This window comes from Phycisphaeraceae bacterium (genome assembly GCA_019636675.1).
Taxonomy (GTDB): Bacteria; Planctomycetota; Phycisphaerae; order Phycisphaerales; family UBA1924; genus JAHBXC01.
Genome location: JAHBXC010000001.1, coordinates 463,208 through 483,365, shown reverse-complemented (window position 1 = coordinate 483,365; position 20,158 = coordinate 463,208). Strand labels below are relative to the sequence as shown.

The window sequence follows — 20,158 nt, the reverse complement described above, 5'->3', positions numbered from 1 at the left end:
CGGGGAACGCTCGCGAACGGGGGTTTACTCTGGGTGTGCCGCCGACACCCACCGCTTCACCGCGTTCGCGAGGGCCTTCTTCTTCGCCGCGACCTCGCCAGCGCGGAAGGTGGCGATGGCGCGGTCGTCATCGGCCCATTCCAGCAGGCCCGAGTCGTCCTCGATCAGGCGACCCCGCTTCGGCGGCGCCTTCTTCTTCGCGCCGCGATGGAAGACCAGCAGGATCTTGTCCTTCGCGCGCAGCTGGAAGGTGATGCGGTCTTCGCCTTCCACGCTGTAACTGGGCGCGTTCCACTTCACGCCCTCGACCAGCCCGGGGTGCGCCTTGAGGATGATCGCGCGCAGCGCGTCGATCTCCGCGCGCATCGGGTGGTCGAGGGCGTCGAGCAGGGCGTCGGGGGTCTGCGCACCGGGTTTGGTCTTGCCCGTGGTCACGCCGGCGTCCCTGCGTCGAGCATTTCTTCGAGACGGTCGTAGCCGGCGCTCATGCCGTGCTCCATGCCCGACGCCAGCGCGCCGTCGCGGGCTTCCTTCGAGGGGTAGACCAGCGCGATCGTGAGCGAGGTGCGCCCGCGATTTTCCTCGAGAGTCAGCGTGCCGACCTGCTCGCCGGCCTGCGCATCGCAGCCGAACTCGAAGGTCTCGGTGCGCACGATGCGCTCGTGGGGGACGACCTCGCGGTACTCGCCGCGCAACGCCATGGCCTCGCCATCGGGGCCCTTCCACGCCCAGCGATAGAGCCCGCCGACGCGCAGGTCCTCGACGCACTCGGTCATCTCCCACCCCGGGGGGCCGAAGAGCCACTTGCGCAGCAGTTCGGGTCTGGTCATCGCGTCCCACACGGCGCGGCGGGGCGAGTGGAACTCGCGCGTGATGACGATCTCGCGATCGCCCCGGGTCATGATCTTCATGGCGTTCTTCTGCATGGCTTACTTTCTCCCTTTCTTGGCTCTCTTGGCGGCCGGCGCGGCGCGCCGGGGTTCCTGCATCTCGTCGAGCAGCGCGTCGAGGCGCTGGAAGTTCGATTCCCAGATCGCGCGGTAGCCCTCGGCCCACTCGGCGACTTCTTTGAGCGGCGCCGCGTCGAGCCGGCACAGGTGCTCGCGACCGACCACGCGCCGGCGAACCAGCCGCGCACGCTCGAGCACCTTCACATGCTTGGACGCGGCCTGGAAGGTCATCTTCAGGGGCGCCGCCAGTTCGCTCAGGTTGCGCTCCGCGTCGGTGAGTTGTCGGAGGATCGCCCGGCGCGCCGGGTGCGCGAGGGCCTGAAAGACGAGGTCGAGGGGGTGGCCGGTATCTGCAACCATGTGGTTGAGTATGGCGTCCTGCCCGGGAATTGTCAACCGGGTGGTTGAAGAATCCTCGGGTACACTCGGCGCCTCGCAGCGAGCCCCTCACCGAACGGAACCCCATGCCAAGTCTCAACATCCGACTCGTGCGCGGCCTGTACGAGGACTTCGCGTCCGGCGACATCCCGGGCGCGCTCGCGCGCATGAGCCCCGACATCGTCTGGAACGAGGCGAACAACTTCCCCTACGCCGACGGCAACCCGTACATCGGGCCCGACGCCGTGCTGCAGGGCGTCTTCGCGCGCATCGGCGCCGAGTGGGACGGCTTCACGGTCGAGATTGATGAGCTCCTCGACGCCGGAGACACGGTCGTCGGGCTCGGTCACTATCGCGGCAGGTGCAAGGCCACCGGGCGCGAGCAGAACACGCAGATCGCGCATGTCTGGCGCATCGCCGGGGGGAGCATCACCGCCTTCCAGCAGCACGCCGACACGCTGCACATCGCGCGGGTCATGGGGCGCGCGTAACGCAGCGGCTTAGTACCAATACCCAAGCGCCAGCAGCACGAGCGCGAACATCAGCACGTGCGCCCCCCAGATCGAGACGGCGACCGTGCGCTGGCGCGCCGGCTTCCACGCCATGAAGCGGTGACGATGCCTGTACATGATCACGACCGACGCCGCGCTCAGGAAGCCGAACGCGTCGGCCACGATGATCGGCCACGGCGCCCCCTGGCCGGGCGGGAAGAACCGGATCAGCGTCAACCCCACCGGCACCGCGACGAACAACGCCGCCACACCAGAGAAGCACCCCGGCGCCATCGCCAGCACCAGCCACCCGAACCGCGCCTGAGGCGAGCCGACCTTCAGCACCAGCGGCTCGGCGCACTCCGGGCATCTGGCCGTCGTGATGTCGCGCAGGTCGTACGAGCAGCGCGGGCAGGGCGCCGAGCGCCCGCGCAGGAACGCGACCACTTCCGCGTCGTCGGGGGGGCGGGAAGGAGAAGTGGTGGGGGCGTCGTGCATGCGTGGTCTGGTACAGCGGCGACGGAGCGACCGGTTCGGGCGTCGAGCGCGGATTCTTACCGGCGCGCGCGAGCCGCGCTCCGCGGAGTGTCATCGGCTTCCGGGCACGCCAGGGATTTGCTGTACATGCCGGAACGATCGAAGCAGCAGGGGCGGCGCTTGCCGCTCTCGAGCATGTCGCACGCCTTGGCGATGCGCAGCGTTCTCGTCTCGGCGCGCTTGCCCGAGGTGACCCAGTGGATCCACTCGCGGCGCGCGAGGGGGGTGATGTCGTCCCACGCGGCTTTCGCCCTCGCGCTCGCGCTCACGGCGTCGCGCAGGTCCGCCGGGACCTCCGGCTCGGGCTCGACCGCGACGGGGGCGATCTCCACCTCGACGGCGTCGCCGGGCGATGCGCCCGCCGCCTCGCGGAGTTCGCGCTCGACCATCAGCCAGTGGCCGCCCTTGCCGTCGGGGTCGAGCGTGGCCGCGAAGCGCGCGCCGTTCAGCGTGCCCTCCACGCTGGCCTGCCCGCGCGAGGGGAGCCGCTTGCTGGCGTCGCCCGGCAGGCGCAGGAAGCACCACGGCGCGCCCGCCGGCTCTCGCGGCGTGTGGAGCGTGGCGCTGAAACGGATCGTCGTGCGTACGGGCTGGGGCTCGCGCGAAGGCATGGAACACGAGGATACGGCGCGCGACACGCCTCGCACGCGAGGTTCTCGGACGCCCCGGCCCAGAAAAAACCCTTGCGGCGCCGGCGACTTCGTGTACACTCACCCCAGACATGTTTCTCCCGCCCGCAGCGATTCCCCCACGCGCCCGGCGGCCTTCCCCCCCTCAGGAGTTGTGTTCATGCGTACCCGCGGCCTGCTTTCGTTCGCCCTGCCCCTGCTGCTCTGCGCCTCGCAGGCAAACGCCCAGACAATCTGGGACGAGGCGGTGGACGGCGACCTCTCGGGCAACCGCTTCGCGCCCACGCACTTCAACCTGAACGCGGGAATTCACTCCCTCCGCGCGACGACCGGCGGCGGGCTCGCCGACATCGACTACATCTCGATCACCATCCCGGCGGGCGCCCTGTTCACCGAACTGCGCCTCGTCTCCTACGCCGGCAGCGACGGCACGGCCTTCATCGGCATGTGCGAGGGGCCGACCTTCATCGTGCCCCCCAGCGGCGGGCCGGCGGAAATGATGGGCTGGACCCACTTCGGGCGCGGCCAGGGGAATGTGGGCGAGGACATCCTCCAGCAGATCGGCTGGGGCTCGGGAGCGATCGGCTTCACCTCGCCCGTCCCGGCCGGGACCTACTCGTTCTGGCTCTTCCAACTGGGCGCGCCGACGACCTACCAGTTCGATTTCGTGGTCGTGCCGACGCCGGGGAGCGGGGCGGGGCTGATGGTGGCCGCGGGGGTTGTGGCGGGGCACCGGCGGCGGCGGTGATGGGCGATCGGGAAGGGGTATTAATGTGCGTGGGTTTCTTCCGCCTCGCCGCTACCCAAGGGGCGGGGGGATTTGCCCGAGTCCGGAGGGTGAGCGGCGGCCCGACCCGCTCGCCCCTCCAATTGACTTCGGCACTTCAGTCCAAAGGCAGATCGCGAGCCGTTCACAATCGCTTACTCGCGAGCCTTCTCGACGAGCAAACTAAAAAGACGATGGATATCTTCGTCATCATCGGAAAGAGCTGCAGGAGCAGTAGATTGGCGCCAGTGGTTGTCAGGCTGAGAGGCCTCCTCGTTCAGGCGAAGCTGATCAAGCAACTCCTCATATTCCTGCGAGTCATACTGGAACGACACACCCCACCAGCTAGCAATATCAACGATGTCGTCCCGCCACTCCTCCAGCTGCGATGAAGTCTCCGAATTCTCAATAGCGGCGCGAAACTCTTCGCTACAGAAGGTTTCTGCCCGATCTGCCCACCAGCCGATGCGGCTCTCGTCAAAAATCGACTTGTTGGCGGCGACGAAACGGGACCATGATTTCCAATCCAGAAGGTCTTGGGAATCCTCCATATACCGTTCAACATGGATCAAGAATTCATTGCGAATGTAAGAAATACGCTCGTCATCTGCGGGGAGCGAGAAAATCGCGGTAAGGAACGCGCGACTTGAAGCAGTTGCCACCCGTTCGATGTCGCCGTGTCTTAGCATTGAATCCACGATGTCACAGCAGAGCGTCAACAACTCGCGGTTGGCAGCACGCTCTGCCCACCCCGCGATCGCAGCCAATCGAGATCCGAGATCGCCATCGGAAGGCACGAGCATCATCGCGTCATCTGCGTGATACCTGATCATCTGGTAGGTGCCTGGTTTGGCGCGGAATGTCCTGTGAATTGCATCGTGCAATACACCCGATTCTACAGGCAGGCCGCCCGGACCTGCCCCGACTGTACCGGTTGCGGATAGGCAAGCAAGACATGCAACCTGTTCAAAAAATATAGAGCCACAGACTAGAGATTTGTACACATGTACGTCTTCTGCAATTCTGCGTCGAACAAAATCTTTGATTGAAGGATTATGAAAATCAATAGCTACGCGATGGCGGTCTTTTGTGCTTCGCGTGAATGATCCTTCGAGTTGTTTCATTGCATTGTGAAAAATGTGTCGACTTTCGAGCGGGCTGCCTATGGACACCCCCTTGCAAAGACCGCACCACGCTGCGTAAAGCTCTTCGTAGCCAATCCAGTTGTCGCAAGTGCCAAGGCAATAGAGAATTGCCCTTGCATTGGCATCGAGCTGGTCATTAAAAGCGCTCTGCCACAGCAGCTTCGGATTATCAAGAACTTCTAGGAATTTTTCCACATACCGATCGGGCGGCACTCCGATCGAGCCGGCACCGAATGTCATTCCGTGTACAATGCGCGGACTGTACCCTCTGTGATCGATGATATGGCGATAGTTCTTGTTGCGTAGAATCTCGGCCGAATAGTCCGTGCTAAGTCTGGAAAAATACAGATGATTATATAGAATTCTTGCCCGAAGAGGTCTCGTGTAGTCCTCGACAGTGATCGTACATTTTGCGACATCAAGTCCTGCGCGGTTTAGCGGCTCGTAAGTCTTCTTTGCATCCCTGAGAATATATTCTCGGGTTGTAAGGATAACTTTCAAATTCTTGTTGCGACAGGCTTCGTGCAATAGCCGCGATATCCCGTGGTCCTCATTCTTGCCCAAGCGCTCTGTGATGCTCGTCTGGCCGAGAAAGTCATCATAGTAGACCACCTGCTTTCTGGTGAGATCAAGCATGGTAAATGCATTCTGAACACTGTCTTGCACTGCGATTAGCTCGTGACCGTCCTCCATTAGGCGAGTGGCGAGTACTTGTGCAAGTGTCGTCTTGCCGATGCCGGGTATGCCGGAAAGAATGCAGTAGTTGTACCGCCCGAGAATCTGCATTGCCGTATCATACGCGGGCGTCTGTACATAGAGCGAAAGTTTCTGTTCAATCTCACTCTCGGTCATCGCATTCCAGACTGCTATGCCATTTTGGAGTACCCGTTGGAGAACGGAGGTGCTGGTGAGCCAGAGTTTGTAATGGGTCTGCTCGATATGAGGGTGGCGACGAAGGAGGGCATTCAGATCGTCTCTGGCATAAATGTCGTGCATGCTTGTGCAGTGCGGCGAAAGAATAGACAATAGTTCCAGCTTGTTTTGAGGCGTAAGTGGCAGTGATGTTGCAAGGATGAGCCTGCTAGGGTTCAGTCTTGAAAGCTTGGGCTTTTCTTCTAGTGTGAGCTTTGATCTTAATGTTGAGTAGGGAGAGCGGCGGTAGTGCTTGCACTGCACGATGGTGCTGTTTGCAATTCGTGCGCCGTGAAGCAGGTCGATCCCCCCGTCTCGTCCCTGGGTGAAGGACTGAAACGAAAGGCCAAGCTCTTCGCTAAGCAGGTCGCAAGCGAGGTCTTCTAGATCGGCGTCTGACAGATTGTGAAAGGTGTAGGAGCTCATGGTGAGTGGAAAGGGTGCCCGACTACGAGCGATGCTACCACACTGCGAGAGTCGGCGCAAAGTGAGGGCGGGGGACGCATCGCCCGGAGGCTACCGCGTCCCCGTCAGCGCCCCGTGCAGTTCGATCAGGGCCTGGTCGGAGACTCGGACGAGGCCGACGCGGGACCAGTCGAGGTCGATGGTGGTCCACAGGGCGGCGGCGACGAGGGCGTGTTTGAGCTCGTTGGCGTGGGGCTGGTCGAGCAGGTCGGCGCGCCGGTGGGCGGTGCCGATCGCGTTGGCCTCGCGGCTGATGAGGTCCTGGCGTTCGATGAAACGCCCGGCGGCGCCGGTGAAGCTGAAGCCGAGCAGGTGTCCGAGGATCGCGCCCTGGACGGCGCCGGTTTCAACTTTCTGCTCTGTCGGGAACCGTCGCGCCCGGCGCTTGCCCGTCTGGTAGCCGACCTCGAAGGCGAGGAAGAGCGTGACGACGATCGCGATGGGGACGAGGATCATCTCATCGGGTTCCCAAAACGAAAAAACCCTCCGCCCGAGGGGCGGAGGGTTGGCATTACAAAAGAAGTCGGGGTGACAGTACACCAATAGAACTTTTTGTGGAGGGGATACGGGCCTGGGAGCCCGGAACGCGGCTTTTGCTAGCCGTGAAACCGTGAAACCGTGAAACCGGGTGAGCGGGCAAGGCCGACAGGTCACGGACGCTGATTCGCGTCACGGCCGACGCCGTCTATCGGCATTGCCACAGATGCCTGTTCGTTGGGGGTAGAGGGTGTGGTTTGGAGCGGGAGAGGGGGCGCGTCTCCCGCTCCATCAACAGGGTTGTCTCCAACTGTCAGGCCTCGGGCGATCCCGCTACTTGCTCACAAAGGCAATCACCCGCGCGACCCACCCACGAAGTTCCGTCTCGTTGACGGCCTCTGTTTCCCATGCGGGATTCGTGTTGTGGTGAAAGCGGTTGGCGTACTCGCAGATTGCATCCAATTCCGCGACTGCCGATGCCGAGAGGATCGCGGGACTTCCTGCGGGCAGGTCTCGAATCTTGCGGCGTAAGTCGCCAAGCACTTCACCTGGCAGGAAGTGAGCCGGGCAGCATCGACGCAAGAACCCTTCCAGCACGTGCCGTAGGTCCTGAGCGACAAGTCGAGAGGTGGCAGCGTTACCGGGGCGATAGTCGCGCAGTCGCTTGTGCTGGCGGTCGTATTCTGTGACGCAATCGTCTCCAATCGTCCACGCGGAGATGGTCGAACCCGGCGGCGACTCCACGACAATCAAGGGTGTGCACACCTGCCGATTGGCGTTCTGCCAGATTGCGCACAAGAACGCCTTGGAGTGCGAGAGCACGATGACCTGTTGGACCCTCTGAACAAGATTGCGGACTTCCTGAACGGTGGTAAGCGACCGGTGCTCATCAAGGCTGGTCATCGGATCATCAATTACCACAATCCTCAAAGCGAGCGCAGGGTCTTGATCCAGCGAAGCGAAGAAAAAGGCCAGGGCGAGCGTGTTGCGGTCTCCTGCACTGAGCGTGCTTCGGAACGACGGCGTGCCCGGCGGGGGCGGTGTCCCGCCGATCGGTACGCTCGTGTTGTTGATGATCACGCTGTAGGTACACACTGACCCTCCGCGCGTGTTGGCGGAAGTCATGCTGTCCAGACGGAATCCGGCATTGAATCGCTGAAGGTAAACGTTGATCGCGGTCTGGCAAGCCGGAAAGACGTTCGTTCGGTACTGATCCAGTGCGGCTCGCGCTTGCTCACGCTGTGTTTCTGTTACCGCCTTGGCCGCCTTCTCATCCAAGTATGCCTGACACAGCGCACTGGTCGGGGCAACGTGTCTGGACTTGACTGCCTTCAATCGCGCCACGTCGTTGGACAAAGCGGCCGCGTTGCCCGCGGCTGCTCCCTCCTTCACGATCCTAATCGCGGCGTTTGCCAGCTGTAATTGGTCGCTCAGTGCAGTCATCGCCGCCCGGTGCCGGTCGTACGCGGCGACCGCGGCCCGGGCTTCTTCGGAGAGGGTCGCCCGTTCCAAAGGTGCTGCCTGTTTCGCGGTCAGCGCAGCCGATACGGCGTCACGGGCGTCGCGCCAGTCTCGCGCGATCGCGGCTGTATCGATACCGAACTCCGGCACATCGCAGAATCGGGACCAAAACTGCCCTCGCTCGACCGTGACCCGGATGGACCGCTCGAACGCTGGCGGGATATCGCCTCCATGCACCCGAGTGTTTGTCGCGAGCGCATCCGCGATAGAGCGCTTCAACTGTTCATACGACGTGCTGAAATAGACGCGGTAGTGCGTGATCAAGTCCGATGCGGAAAGGTCCTGCGCACAGAACGGACACATCGCGTCACCGCCTTCCGCCGGTGCTTGCGGGATGCGTGACATTCCTTCGCCGATCCATGCTTCGCCGCCCGCTCCGATCCTGCCTAGGTGCCCCTGAACGCGGGCAGCTGCGTCCGCGTCAAGCGCTGGCAAGTCGAGCTGAAGAATCGCCTCGATTGCAGCGGTGTCGAAAGCGGGAAGAGAAATGGCGGCGAACTCGGCGGTGTTACGAACCGCGTCCTGCTCGCGAGCTGCTGCAAGGCTCCGCTCGGCCGCTTGGATCGCCGCATCGATGTCGGCGCGATTGGGGAGGTTGCAGAACTCGTCCACGGAGTAGGGGCCGCGCTCTACGGCTGGGATGGCGGTTCCCTTGGCGCGTAGTTGGCCATTGTGCACCTCGATCTGCGCGACAAGGTCCTGAAGCCTCTGATTCAGCGCGATGCCCTGCGCGCCTAGGATGAACTCGTGGAGGCGCTGGCGATGCTCGGTGCCGACGACAAGGCCCGAGTAAACATTCTGGTCGACAAACTGGTCATCAAAGACGACGACCGTGCCGAGGGACCGGTTCCACACGCCATTCTGGAACATGGCGGCTGGCGGGCCCCCCGCGCATTCAAGAACTACATGAGGGGGATGCTGTGCGCCAAACCGGGCTCGCTCGGTGATGGGTATGGGGTCATTGGTCCCCAGCGAGCGAAGGATCGCCGCAAGCGTGGTCTTTCCCTTTCCATTCTCCGCATATACCAGTGTCAATCGTGACAGGGCGATGTTCGCGGCGCCATTCACGGAGTCGAACTGTCCAATATTCCTGATGAGCTGCAAACGATTGATCACGGCGCCACCTCGTGCGAGTATGCAAGTGCACACGCGAAAATACAACCCCGGACCGTTAGGCCCGAGGTTGTGATGGGATTAGTGCTGAGCATTCTGATCGGCGGAGGGCTTGGGCTCCCATCCGCTGTATGACCCGTCGTAGGCGGCATCGGCCTCAGCGCCCAGCTCTTCCGGGTCTCCCGGCTCAGAGTCAAGGTCGTCAACCTTGGTTGCCGGTGCGGACGTGCCATACCGCTTGCGGAACTGGCGACTCCAGACCACGAGGTCCTCGTTTAGCTGCTCGATGACCTTCTTCCACTTGCCGCAGACGTGGTAGTCCACGCCTTCGGTATCCACAAGGAACCGGCCATCATCGCCGAACACCTGACCTACGGCGCGGTGCGAGACCTCCAGCTGGTCGAACGCCTCGCCCAGGACGCTGAGCGCGGCCTGGAGCGCTTCACCCGGCGTTGAAGCGCTGCGGCGGGCACGGACCTTCCCGCGCGACGGAAACTCATCGCGCAGGTAGATGTCGTTGACGTACTGCTCACCCGTACCGTCCGAGTTGGGCTTCACCTGACCGCGCTCGTCCACGGCGCGGATCGGGACTCCGACCCGGAAGTCGTTCAGGGCCTGAGCAAGCTGGCGGACGCCCTGCACGGTCTGCCGCATGCGGTCGAGGATCTCGCCCGGCGTCCGGCGATCGGGCTGGTCGTTGTTGGCCGTGCCGCGGTCGGCATTCAGTTTACCCTGAACAAGAAGCGGGTAAGCAGCCCGCACAGCGAGCTCCAGAGAAGCCGGACCCGTATCACCATCCTCACCCCGCGCGATGGAGTCCTCAACCTCCTGGATCGCGGCCGCGGCAAGCTCGTCATTGCTGCGACCAGTGTTCTCCCACGTCTGATGGTGTGCGGACTTGCCGAAGGCGTGCCGCATGTAGCGACGGACCTGGTCCGCCTTTGAGGCATCCTCCTCGTTGAGCGCGCGGAGGATGAGCGCCGTGGCGAGCGCGTTCATGAGCTTGGGGGTGATGCGCTTGCGGGTGGACTGGCTGGTCACCGCTACCCGAATCGCACCCTGAACACGCGGGTCTGAAGTGGTGAACAGCCGCACGATCCGTGCCGCCCGCGAGGCCGGGTCATCCGGCAGGCGTGCGGCGCGGGCCTCTTCACGGGTGCATGCACCCGCCAAATAGGCCCGCTCGTTGGAGGAGACCAAGCCGCGGCGCTGGAGTTCGTCGAGCACCTCGTCAGCAAGGGACTCGTTCTCCGGGCCCTCGCCCCACGGCTTGGGAGGATCGACGTGGCGGAGTGCGACGAGCGACTTGATTGCGGTCGGGAAGGTGGTTGTAGAGTGCTTGTGCTTCCGGAAACCGACGATGATCAACGCTGGCATCCGCTGGCAGCGGAGTGCCGCCAGCTGCTCGTCCGTGGCGCCCGATTCGAGCACATCGTTGAGCTTGCGGATATCGGCGCGGAACTTGGTGTCCGACGAGTCGTACGGCACGTCGGCCGAGACAACGCCGAGTACGTCATGCTCGGCAGTTGCACGCGAGGAGCCTTCGGCCGTGACGAGGGTCGTCGCCGGTTCGGAGCCGTCGGCGTGAATATAGGTCGTGGCGACAAGCCACACCGCCTCCATCACGCCCTGCGACTTGATCGACTCACGCCAGTCGTTTTCCGCGAGAATGAACCCGGCGGCCTGGTTGCTCGCCCACACAAGGTGGTCACGAGACTCGATTTCCACTTCGAGTTCGGCCTTGTCCTCGCGGCCTTGGGGTGACCGGGGCTCAGGAACGGGCCGGAACCGCGAAGCCTCGGAGCCCTTTCCTGGCTCGACAGCGAACGGGTGCCGACGCGAGGGTCCGATGCGGGGGTTGCGCGGATCAGGCATGATCCGGCGCGCCCACACTGTGGTGCGGATGCCGAGCAGAGAGCCGCCCGGAACGAGGATCTCCTCGGTCTGCGGATCGGTGGGTTCGCCGATTTCCTTGCGGACCGCGGCGGGATCGACTACCGCGTTGGAGATGGCGTTGGCCGCGGACTCCGCGAGACCAAAAGCGGCGATGAGCTTCTCGGCAAGCGTTTGCCTTGACTTGGCGTGCGCCAACTCGGGCAGGGGCTCGACGGGACGGGGAACGACATGATCAGGAATGGTGCTTGACATGAACAGGTCCTTCTTGCTGTGCGCCCGACGGTCTTCACCGTGCGTGACGATCCCTCGGTCGCAGGTTTGCGGACTCCGAGGGGCAAGGACATGTGCATGCCATTGCGTTTCCTCCTTCAACGTACCGGGCTTTTGCCCGGCGTGGCCGAAGGCGGCATCGATCTCTGGCGACGCTCCAAGGCGTACGGGACTCCGGCGACAAGCCAGAATTCCCGCGTAACCGCCCCGACGGAGTGTTCCGACGGGTGAGCGACACTGTTCGATCGTGTCGCGGTAGCGGGAGAATACCCCCCATACCTCAGCCGAGTCAAGCCACGGGCCCGCGGCCAGAAAACCAGTCGTGCACTCGACGGCAATCAGAGCAATCCGCAGACTCGCGGGCCTCGTCCACCAAGCCGAAAGATGTGGCCGTGACCGACGGACGCATTGCGCCATGCGACAGCGATTGCGCTATCCCAGTCAGCGACTTCAAGCTCAAACTCTTGGCCGTGGCGGCGGAATAGCACCGCCGTATTGGGATACAACGGACCGCCTTGAGCGGCCGTCGGAAGCGTGAGCCTTTCCATCTTGTTCATTTGCGGCGCGCCGTGCCAGGCGAGTTGCCGATCGTTCCAACGACGCGGCCCAAGCGTCAGAACTGGGTGTCCGATCACGATGTGCTGGTCGGCGTAGTTGTTGAAGTTGAAGCCAAAGAAGCGGTTCGCGTGCCGCGGGACTTCAAGGATGTTCCGCGAGCCGCCTGTGGTCATTGATCCGGCTTCGAGCCAGAACCGGTCAAATGCCGCAGGATCAAGGCGCCCCGCATCGACTTCGTCCGGAAAGGCTGGAATCGCCGCCGGCGCTAGCGCCACAGGCGCAGGTGGTTCATCAGCCTGAAACGCGGGCGGCTGCGGGCGAAGTGCCTCGTATTGCCCTAGCAACTGATCGTCGAGCGGCGTCGTGGCTGCCTCAAGGTGATCCCAGTCCGCCTGACGCATCAACTCAGGCACGCCACGCGCGCGGGCCACACTCTCCGTGTTGATCGTCAATGCGCGCCGGCTGAGGTTGGCCGACCCCATGACGCACGATTGACTACCCGCGTGATCCAACAAGTAGAGCTTCGGGTGGAACGCCTCGGCGGGTCGGAGATGACCGCCCGCCAAGAGATGAGCGTTCGCGAGTCGAACGCGCGTATTTGGCTGTTGCGCCCATAGAGCCAACGCTGCCGGATCCGTCAGTCCAAAGTCCACCGATGTAATCAGCACCTTGGGCAGAGCCTGCCACGCCACGTCTCCGACTCGCTGACGCCATTGCGGCATCAATAACTCAGAGCCTCCCAGAGTCGTGTAGGCAACGGCAATGCGAAGCTGATCGATCCTCTGGTCGGCAAGCGATATCAAGGCGTCAAGCACGACGCCAGGAGAGGTTTCGTCCTGGAGGATCAGCTCCATCTCACGGTGCCGTGGTCTTGAGTACTTTGGCTGCGTCCTTGTTGAGAGCCTGCATGTCAGGATTGGACTCCAGCCAGTCACGAATGAGGCGGCGTCCCGTCTTGAGCCACTTGCCGGGGTCTTCGAGTTCCGGGCAGTTCCTGATGAACTTCGCGACCTGCTCCCGAAGGCTGCCGCTGAGCGCCGCAACTTGTCGGTGCGAGGCATTGGCGGGATCAAAGACCGGCGCGACCTGCCACGGAACAGTGTGGAGGTGGCGGCGTCCAAAGACGCCCTCGGGAATGAACACGTTGATTCGCTCTGCGAGCGGCCCGCTGTTGAACAGGCCGACGTAGTAGTCGGCCGCTTCCTGAGAGTCGAGCCAGTACCAATACAGCGTTTGGTCGACGAGCACCGCCGATCGACTTGGCGTCAACTCGTACACCGCGCCGGCCGTGTTTGATCCGCCTGGTCCCGTGAGGACGAGGTAGCCCGTCGCCGGAAATGTCTGCTTCAGGAGCTTGCCTCGCTCATCCAGATACGTGCGGAAAGCTTTGTCGATGCCGTCATCCTCGTACGCCTTGCCAATCTTGGCGAAACGTATAGCTGTCTGGCGATGGCCCATCGCGCGAATCTCCTCGTCACTTACGAAGGTGAGCGAGCGATCCTTGGCACGGGTCACCGGAATCGCGATGCTTGGCAGCCGCGGGTCGAATGCGAACGGAACAAGGCTCTTCGACTGCAACATGCCGTGGATGAACGGCGGCGCGACGAATCCGTTGAACCGCGCCGACTTCATCTTCTTGCTGTCCGCCACGACATGGGCCATCGCTCCGGTCGTGGTGGGCGTTTCCACTTTCCATTCCGTGCCGGTGCGATCGACAATGGTGACGCACACGGCCGTGCGTGGCATCAGGTCGGCACCCTGATTCGGCGTCAGGTGTCCCGCCGCCCCTGCTTTGCTGTCAGTCCCGGCCTCTGAAATACTCCACGCTGTGCGACGTGAACCAAGCGTGTGGACGCTGAAATCGACCGGCGTATGGTGCGCCGGCTCGCTGATGAATCCCGTAACGTGGTCTGAGTCCACGACACCTGCGGCACCGGTCTTGTGACCGATGACCGCCACACATGGTGCCTTGAACGTCTCCCGCTTTACGTTCCAGAGCTCATCGATCTGGAACAGGACCGATCGGGCGGCCGTCTGGTACGCAGCATTGCGGAACGGCTGATGATGGTCGCCGTTGACTAACGTTCCTGGCAGCAGGATGGCAATCTGCCCCTGGGGCGCAAGATAGCGATCGACTGCGTAGGTCAGAAACGTGGTGGCGATCTCCAAATGAAGGAACGACGATCCGGTCGGACGCAGGCCGTACGAATCGGTACGGTCGGTGATGCGCTCCTTGTACGGGTTGTTCGCGATCTTGCTCAGGGCGAGCCAGGGCGGATTGGAAATGATGCCGTTGAACTGGCCCGCGAGCAGGCTCGGTCGATAGGTGTTCTTGAGAATGAAGGCCCAGAGTCCATTCCGACGCGCGATGGCAAGGGCCGTCATGCGCTGCGCTAGATGGAACAAGCCGACACGGGCGGCGTCGGCGATGGCTGGTTCAAGAGAGACCGCGTGGGCGGCAAGCGCTGCATCAAGACGGGTGCCGGCTAGAGCCTCCGAAAGACCTGCAGCACCGCCCTTGGCCCCCGCATCCAGAGCTGTGTCGTACGCCCAGTCCACGATGTCGTCGAACACCTGCCTGAACTCAGGCTGGATGAGGACGGAGGGCAATCGCACAATTGTGCCATCAAGGTCAACGTCGATGTGCGATCCCCCGCTTGCAGGCAATCCTCTGGCTGTAGGGCTCGCGACGAACAGCGAGTCAGCGTGGTAGATCGGAATAGTGACCGCGTGAATCGCGGCGGTGATCTGCACTCGAAGCGTCAGAACCCAAGTGGTCTTGGCAAAGGAAACAGCCAGGGGGTCTACGTCAAAGCCAGTCACACACTCCGCCAGTCGCTCGATGGGTAAGGTCCGATTGCGACGCAAGACGGCTTTCAGGCACTCGGCAATGATCGCACCCGACCCACAACACATGTCAACGAAGTTGGGGAGCACGCCGCGGGGAAGCTGATTGATGGCGCGGTCGGCGAGGCGCTCAGCAAGCCAGTGAGGCGTGTTCGCCTGCCCGAGTAGGTGACGCTGCGTCTCTTCGCCAAGCTGCCCTATGAGCGGCCCGAATACTTCCGTGTCGGGGAGGCGAGTGAAGTCGTAAGCGGTAAGATCGAGTTGAATCCGTTGCGCTAGGGGGATGAAGCTGGGCAAATGTGCGTTGTCGGCAATCCAGCCGAAGTAATCGCGCTCGACGAAGTTAGAGAGCCGGAATCGCTCGGCGAAGAAGCCCCCGGTCAGGATCGAACCGGTCTCATCCGCGTCGCTCCGCAGTGCCGTGCCTGTCAGAATGTTTGCGGAGAGCAGTCGCACAACGATGGTGAAGAACAACTCAGCCGCGTAATGGTTCGCGCGGAACGATGTGCCGCCAGTCTCCAGATGGTCGATGAAGCGTGCCCAAAGCGCGGTTGCCAGATTGACACAGTCGTCGCTCTTACGGGCCGCGACGACGAGGGCTTGCAGCGAGCTCGCGTATTCGCCAAAGAGCCTGCTTTTCAGTCCGATGTCGAGGACAAGGTTTTCTGCTGAAATGATTCGAGACTGCTCGCGGGCTAGGTGGGCCTTGAGAAACGCCTTGAACTGATCCCCCAGGTGCGGGCTTGATCGAGTGGTATCGAACTCTTCAATGACAGTGAGTTCGATGTGTTCAGGGAGCGTGTCCTTGGGTGCAACCGAACGACGCAGCGAGACTCCATAAACCTCCCACTTCACAAAGTCGGTGAGTACGCCTCTTGCCTGCTCTACTGGGGTACCGGCAGCGATGAGATTCGCGGCGTACTCTTGGACCTGCGCTTTGCCGTGGTCATACGTGGCCCGGTCTCGAATGTCAGGCTCGTACTCCATGACGGTGGCACGAACGAGCGTGTCCACAAAGCGAATCGCCGCGCGTGCGCCGCCCTTCTTTTTGCCACGTTGGGTAGTTTCCGCGCCCTCGATGTAGTGATCGATCCATGCTTGATCGAAGGTATCCGGGAAAACCCGCCGAAGGTGGGAGACGAACTCCTCGCGGAGCTTCTTCTCCTTCGCACCGGCATCACGGTGCGTCTGGCATCGGCGTATGAGTTCGTCAATCGGCGTGGTCAAAGAGCACCGCCTCCCTTGGAGCCCGAGAGCGCTGGGCGCGACGGTCTGCGATGATCAATCGGAGTCGCGAGAGTGACGCTTCCACCGTCTCGGATGCCGGAATCAGAGCGCTCAGAACAATCCGGTCGATGGCAAGCGTGAGTTCCTCTGAACGAGATGTTGTGGACGTAGCCAACTGCTCTCCGAGCATTTGGAGCGGTGACATCGCCTCGGGCGAGAGCACGGGAAGTGGCAAGTGACGAAGCTGCGTCGCCTCAAGCTTCAGAGCGCCGCCGCCCATCGGCGTGCCAATGAACTCGGTGCAGGCTCGGCACCATGTGGAATTGAGAAGTGCTAGCAGAACGATCGGTGACATCGCCCTTGGACTGCCATAGATCGTGGAGAAATTGGCGTCGATAAGCATGGGCGGCGGCGCGTTCAGAATGAACCACGGCGTGCCTGAGTTGACGCGGGCGACAAAGAGGGACGGATGATGTCGAGGTGCGAAATCAGGGAGTGTGTACCAGTGGCGCGGAGCGCCGACACCGGGAAAGAGGCGTTCGTTTCCTGAGCCGGCGCGGCTATTGGTTCTGACTGCGGAGAGTTCGGGAATAAGCACACGCCGCTCTGGAGGACCGATTGTCGTCTGGGAGGCCCGGCGGACGAGATCCGCGAGTGCGGCAGGCATCGGCCGCAAAGTTGCGGCGGCTCCAAGGTGTTCGGGCAAGCACCATCCGCGCAGGTCGAGGACTCGACCGAGAACCGCCTCGGCTTGAACGGCAAAGCCGGGAACGTCGCTCTGCCGGCGAACCACAGCCTTGAGGATTTCGTCGGGAACGCAAAGTGTTCGACCGCCGAGTGTGTCGCTCGCGCGAACGCGTTGGCCGCCGTCGGAATCCGAACCGGCGGCTTCCACGTAGAAGAACTGGTTGCAGCCGGTACGAAGCCCCTGTCCGATTTGGAACCCGAGAGCCTCAAAGGTCGTGAGCGCCGGAGCCGTCCCTTGACCGAGTGCAGTCTGAAGAGGTGCGGGTAGCGGAGCGCGGGAGGTGTTGGCGACTCCGGGCTGCAAGGCGGCGTACTCGCCCGCGGCTCGGAACCAATGCTCATGACAACAATGTGCGGAAACAGTCCGCCACTGCTCTGCCCAGGGGACTCGGCGGACCGCGATTTGGTCGGCGGATTCTGGGGATGGCGCAAGGAGCCACTGGGCGAAAGCAGCGTCCGGATCAGGACCTGTAAAGACGCGGCCCACAAGGCTACGACTGTCAGCCGCGGCAGGTCTAATTGCCGCAATCGTGGTTGTGCATGCAGTTTCTGGTCTTAAGGACAATGGCACAAGGGACTCGTGCGCAGGCAGGCGGCGAGAGACGACGAGTGTCGTTGGCACGAGGGCATCTTCGAACCAACCGACACCGTGCTCTTCCACGACGACAAGCGGTTCAAAAAAACGAAGTTGGACGTATTGGATGATCTTCGCGTAGTCGCGATTCATCCAAGTCTGCGGGACGACGAGTGCCAGAGTGCCGCCCGGCTTGACAAGCAAACTGCAAAGCATCCAGCAGGGCACCGAGAGGTCAGCGAGACCGGAGTAGCCCTCGATCAGAGCGGACCATGCCTTCGCCTCGGTGCGATCTGGCAGCATGCGCACAAGCTCGCGAAGTGCGGCTCGAACGTCGCCAGCGTCAAAACGGTCGCCGGGAGCGACTCGGGTGGACGAGTGCTCTTGGTAGCGAACGTACGGAGGATTCGTTATCACGAGGTCGAAGCTGCCTGGACTTCGGTCGCCAGTCCAAAGACCCGGCTTGAAGGCGTTGGTTTCAATTGTCTCCGCGGCATGTCCTCCGACTTCGGCGCAGAGGCCAAGCCTTCTGCCCGCGAGTTCAGCGGTGGGAGGATCGATCTCGACCGCTGTCAGTTGGACAGAGAGGCCCACTGAGCTGCATCGCAAGGCCGCGGCATCAAGCAGGTCTCCGTGGCCTGCCATTGGGTCGACAATCGTTCGCACCTGGCCGCGGATGGACAACGCTGCCAAAAGTGAAGAGGCCCGAGTTCCAGAGAAGAACTGCCCGAGCCGCTTGCGCTTCGAGCGGCCGAGCGCCTGCTCGTAGGTCCGCAGTTGGCGCCGCAGAGCCTCGAGATCGCTACTTGCTGAGAGTGAGTTCGCCGTCACGGACAAAATGCTGCTCCAGTTCCTTGAAAAAGGCCGTTGCACCGAGCGGCGGTTCTGCATGTTCGTCAAGGTACTGTTTGATGAAACGAGAATAGAGGCGTTGGTTGGACTGCTCCTCAGGATCCCTTCCCCTCAGTGCCTTGGCTACGAGACCGCGAATGACAGTCTTGACGTCATGGCCGTTCTCTCGTTTTGTGATCTCTCCCTTGCGCAGCAGAATGAGCGAGTCTCCCTTGACAGCATTCGGCGTAGTAACTTGCTTGAAGCTGCCCTGCTTCTTGTCGAGAACGGAAGACGCCTCGACCGAGAAGCCTCCGGCGCGGAATGCGGCTACCAGCGCATTCCAGACGGAGCGTTGCGTTGAGTGGAAGACCACCGTTGCTTTGGCGGCGGGCTTCATGATCCGATGTAGCTCCTGGAACGCCGCCGCCATCAGGTGCTCATATTCGCGAAGCCCCTTGCCCTGCGCCGGGCTGATAATGGCCTCTTGGGCGGTCTCGGTAAAGCGCCCGAGCCACGCCTCGCTCAAGAAGTTCGCCTCGCTGTATGGAATATTTCCGCCGAAAGGCGGATCGGTGAACACGTAGTCGATTGACTTGTCGGCGAGATGCGTGCTCGTGCAAGACCCTTGCCGAATCGTGACTGTGCCTTCGGTATCTGCGAGACACTCAAGAGCATTGACAATGGTCTTGATCTTCCGGCGAAGACCGTCAAAGACGTTCTTCTCGACAGGTAGACCACTCAGATAGAGCACGCCCGGCTGATTGCTGGTGGTCACCAAGTCGCGCTGACCACGCTTGGCCACCACCCGCGTCATTAGCGTTGAGTGACTCACGTTGTAGCTAGACAGCCAGAGCGACAAGATGGCGCGCAGGGCACGGGGTGCCCCCGCGATCAAACGATTCACCGACGCCAACGCGATGAGATTGCGGCGTGAATAAAAGTGGTGTGCGTGTGTGATGCCTTCGTGGTAGCCGCTGCGGTACAGGTCCCCCCAGTTGACGCCTCCCTTGCCCATCATGCAAATCACCGGGAATGCGTCAGGAACTCTGGTGGCTTGAATACGTTCGAGCAAGTCTCGATCCGAGCTCAGAGGCTCGCGACTCCAAGAGCGGCTACCGGTCGATCCGTAGACGCGGGCCAGAATGCGCTTGCGGGAAGTAATCTCTTCGCCCAAGATGTCATCGAAGCGCTTTGCGGTGGCGCGGCGATGGCCGTTGAGTTTTTCCACCTGGCCGCACCGTCGGCACCGGAAGTCGGTCGAAATCTCGGCCGGATCAAGGCTCACCGAACTCTCCCAAAGAGGAGTTTCGGCGCGGCAATGGTGGCAGCGGACGCATTCCGACCAAATCGTGTAGCGGATTTCGCCTTCTTGGTTCCGGTCGTCGCGGACTTGGTACATCCACCCGTATTCGGACTCGCATTGGCGGAGGATTGACTCCGCCGCTCTCCGAAAGCCTTCTGGGCTTGGCCGCGAGCACAGTGTCTCGCCGAGAAAGGAGCCCAAGCCGCTCAGCTCGTAGACCACCGCATGGCGAGCTCCCCAGGTGACGGGAAGGCGTAGCCGCTTCGCCGTTGCGATCATCTCCGATGTCGGGCGAGAACAGAGCAAGGTTCCCATCGCTGTAGTGCAGCTGCCACCGAAGCCGTCGAAGATGGTTGCTCCCGGCTTCGTGTGGCTCGCGATCATGAGCGCGGCTGCTTCGGGCGCGATCTTCGTCGAATAGGCATGGGCGTTGAACAGCGCACCTCGACGGCTCGCCGGCAAGGGTGCTCCGTAGATGCTCTGGGACCGGCGGTTTGTTGCGGGTGTCCTGGCCATGT

At 62.3% G+C, this 20,158-nt stretch carries 15 protein-coding genes; 2 read left to right on the top strand and 13 right to left on the bottom strand.

Annotation, left to right across the window (positions count from 1 at the left end; translation table 11 throughout):
* Positions 1-24: 24 nt before the first annotated feature.
* The 3 genes from KF684_02045 to KF684_02035 are packed head-to-tail and all read right to left on the bottom strand — an operon-like array spanning position 25 to position 1,310.
* The gene (locus tag KF684_02045; GenBank protein MBX3351689.1) at positions 25-435 is read right to left on the bottom strand and encodes a DUF1801 domain-containing protein; all 411 of its coding nucleotides are present in this window, start codon (positions 433-435) and stop codon (positions 25-27) included.
* Positions 432-926 (bottom strand): SRPBCC family protein, encoded by a 495-nt coding sequence (locus KF684_02040; GenBank protein ID MBX3351688.1) that lies wholly within the window; start codon positions 924-926, stop codon positions 432-434. The genes KF684_02045 and KF684_02040 overlap by 4 nt, the downstream gene beginning before the upstream one ends.
* A 3-nt stretch (positions 927-929) precedes the next feature.
* The gene (locus KF684_02035; protein MBX3351687.1) at positions 930-1,310 is read right to left on the bottom strand and encodes a winged helix-turn-helix transcriptional regulator; all 381 of its coding nucleotides are present in this window, start codon (positions 1,308-1,310) and stop codon (positions 930-932) included.
* Positions 1,311-1,414: 104 nt separating this feature from the next.
* Between KF684_02035 and KF684_02030 the strand changes: the two genes are divergently transcribed.
* Complete coding sequence (locus KF684_02030) at positions 1,415-1,819, top strand: nuclear transport factor 2 family protein (protein MBX3351686.1); 405 nt, start codon at positions 1,415-1,417, stop codon at positions 1,817-1,819.
* Positions 1,820-1,828: 9 nt separating this feature from the next.
* Here KF684_02030 and KF684_02025 read toward each other — a convergent pair whose 3' ends face one another.
* The gene (locus KF684_02025) at positions 1,829-2,317 is read right to left on the bottom strand and encodes a hypothetical protein (GenBank protein MBX3351685.1); all 489 of its coding nucleotides are present in this window, start codon (positions 2,315-2,317) and stop codon (positions 1,829-1,831) included.
* A gap of 56 nt (positions 2,318-2,373) precedes the next feature.
* Positions 2,374-2,967 carry a DUF1905 domain-containing protein gene (locus KF684_02020; GenBank protein MBX3351684.1) on the bottom strand — a complete coding sequence of 198 codons (594 nt, stop codon included), beginning with the start codon at positions 2,965-2,967 and terminating at the stop codon, positions 2,374-2,376.
* A 178-nt stretch (positions 2,968-3,145) separates the two neighbouring features.
* On the opposite strand from KF684_02020, the gene KF684_02015 reads away from it, so the two are divergent.
* Positions 3,146-3,733: a hypothetical protein gene (locus KF684_02015; protein ID MBX3351683.1), complete on the top strand. Its 588-nt coding sequence runs from the start codon at positions 3,146-3,148 to the stop codon at positions 3,731-3,733.
* A 173-nt stretch (positions 3,734-3,906) separates the two neighbouring features.
* On the opposite strand, the gene KF684_02010 is transcribed toward KF684_02015, so the two are convergent.
* The 8 genes from KF684_02010 to KF684_01975 all read right to left on the bottom strand — a co-directional run bounded on the left by KF684_02010 (position 3,907) and on the right by KF684_01975 (position 20,156).
* On the bottom strand, positions 3,907-6,234 hold the full coding sequence (locus KF684_02010) for a hypothetical protein (GenBank protein MBX3351682.1): 2,328 nt from the start codon (positions 6,232-6,234) through the stop codon (positions 3,907-3,909).
* Positions 6,235-6,324: 90 nt separating this feature from the next.
* Entirely contained in the window at positions 6,325-6,729 is a 405-nt protein-coding gene (locus tag KF684_02005) for a hypothetical protein (protein ID MBX3351681.1), read from the bottom strand.
* Positions 6,730-7,083: 354 nt separating this feature from the next.
* The gene (locus KF684_02000; protein MBX3351680.1) at positions 7,084-9,387 is read right to left on the bottom strand and encodes an AAA family ATPase; all 2,304 of its coding nucleotides are present in this window, start codon (positions 9,385-9,387) and stop codon (positions 7,084-7,086) included.
* 78 nt (positions 9,388-9,465) lie between these two features.
* Complete coding sequence (locus tag KF684_01995; GenBank protein MBX3351679.1) at positions 9,466-11,532, bottom strand: hypothetical protein; 2,067 nt, start codon at positions 11,530-11,532, stop codon at positions 9,466-9,468.
* A gap of 356 nt (positions 11,533-11,888) precedes the next feature.
* Complete coding sequence (locus KF684_01990) at positions 11,889-12,962, bottom strand: phospholipase D family protein (protein ID MBX3351678.1); 1,074 nt, start codon at positions 12,960-12,962, stop codon at positions 11,889-11,891.
* A gap of 1 nt (position 12,963) precedes the next feature.
* Positions 12,964-16,182 (bottom strand): hypothetical protein, encoded by a 3,219-nt coding sequence (locus KF684_01985; protein ID MBX3351677.1) that lies wholly within the window; start codon positions 16,180-16,182, stop codon positions 12,964-12,966.
* The gene (locus tag KF684_01980) at positions 16,166-18,394 is read right to left on the bottom strand and encodes an N-6 DNA methylase (GenBank protein MBX3351676.1); all 2,229 of its coding nucleotides are present in this window, start codon (positions 18,392-18,394) and stop codon (positions 16,166-16,168) included. Before KF684_01980 ends, KF684_01985 begins: the two co-directional genes overlap by 17 nt.
* Positions 18,306-20,156: a hypothetical protein gene (locus KF684_01975; GenBank protein ID MBX3351675.1), complete on the bottom strand. Its 1,851-nt coding sequence runs from the start codon at positions 20,154-20,156 to the stop codon at positions 18,306-18,308. The genes KF684_01980 and KF684_01975 overlap by 89 nt, the downstream gene beginning before the upstream one ends.
* Positions 20,157-20,158: the final 2 nt, after the last annotated feature.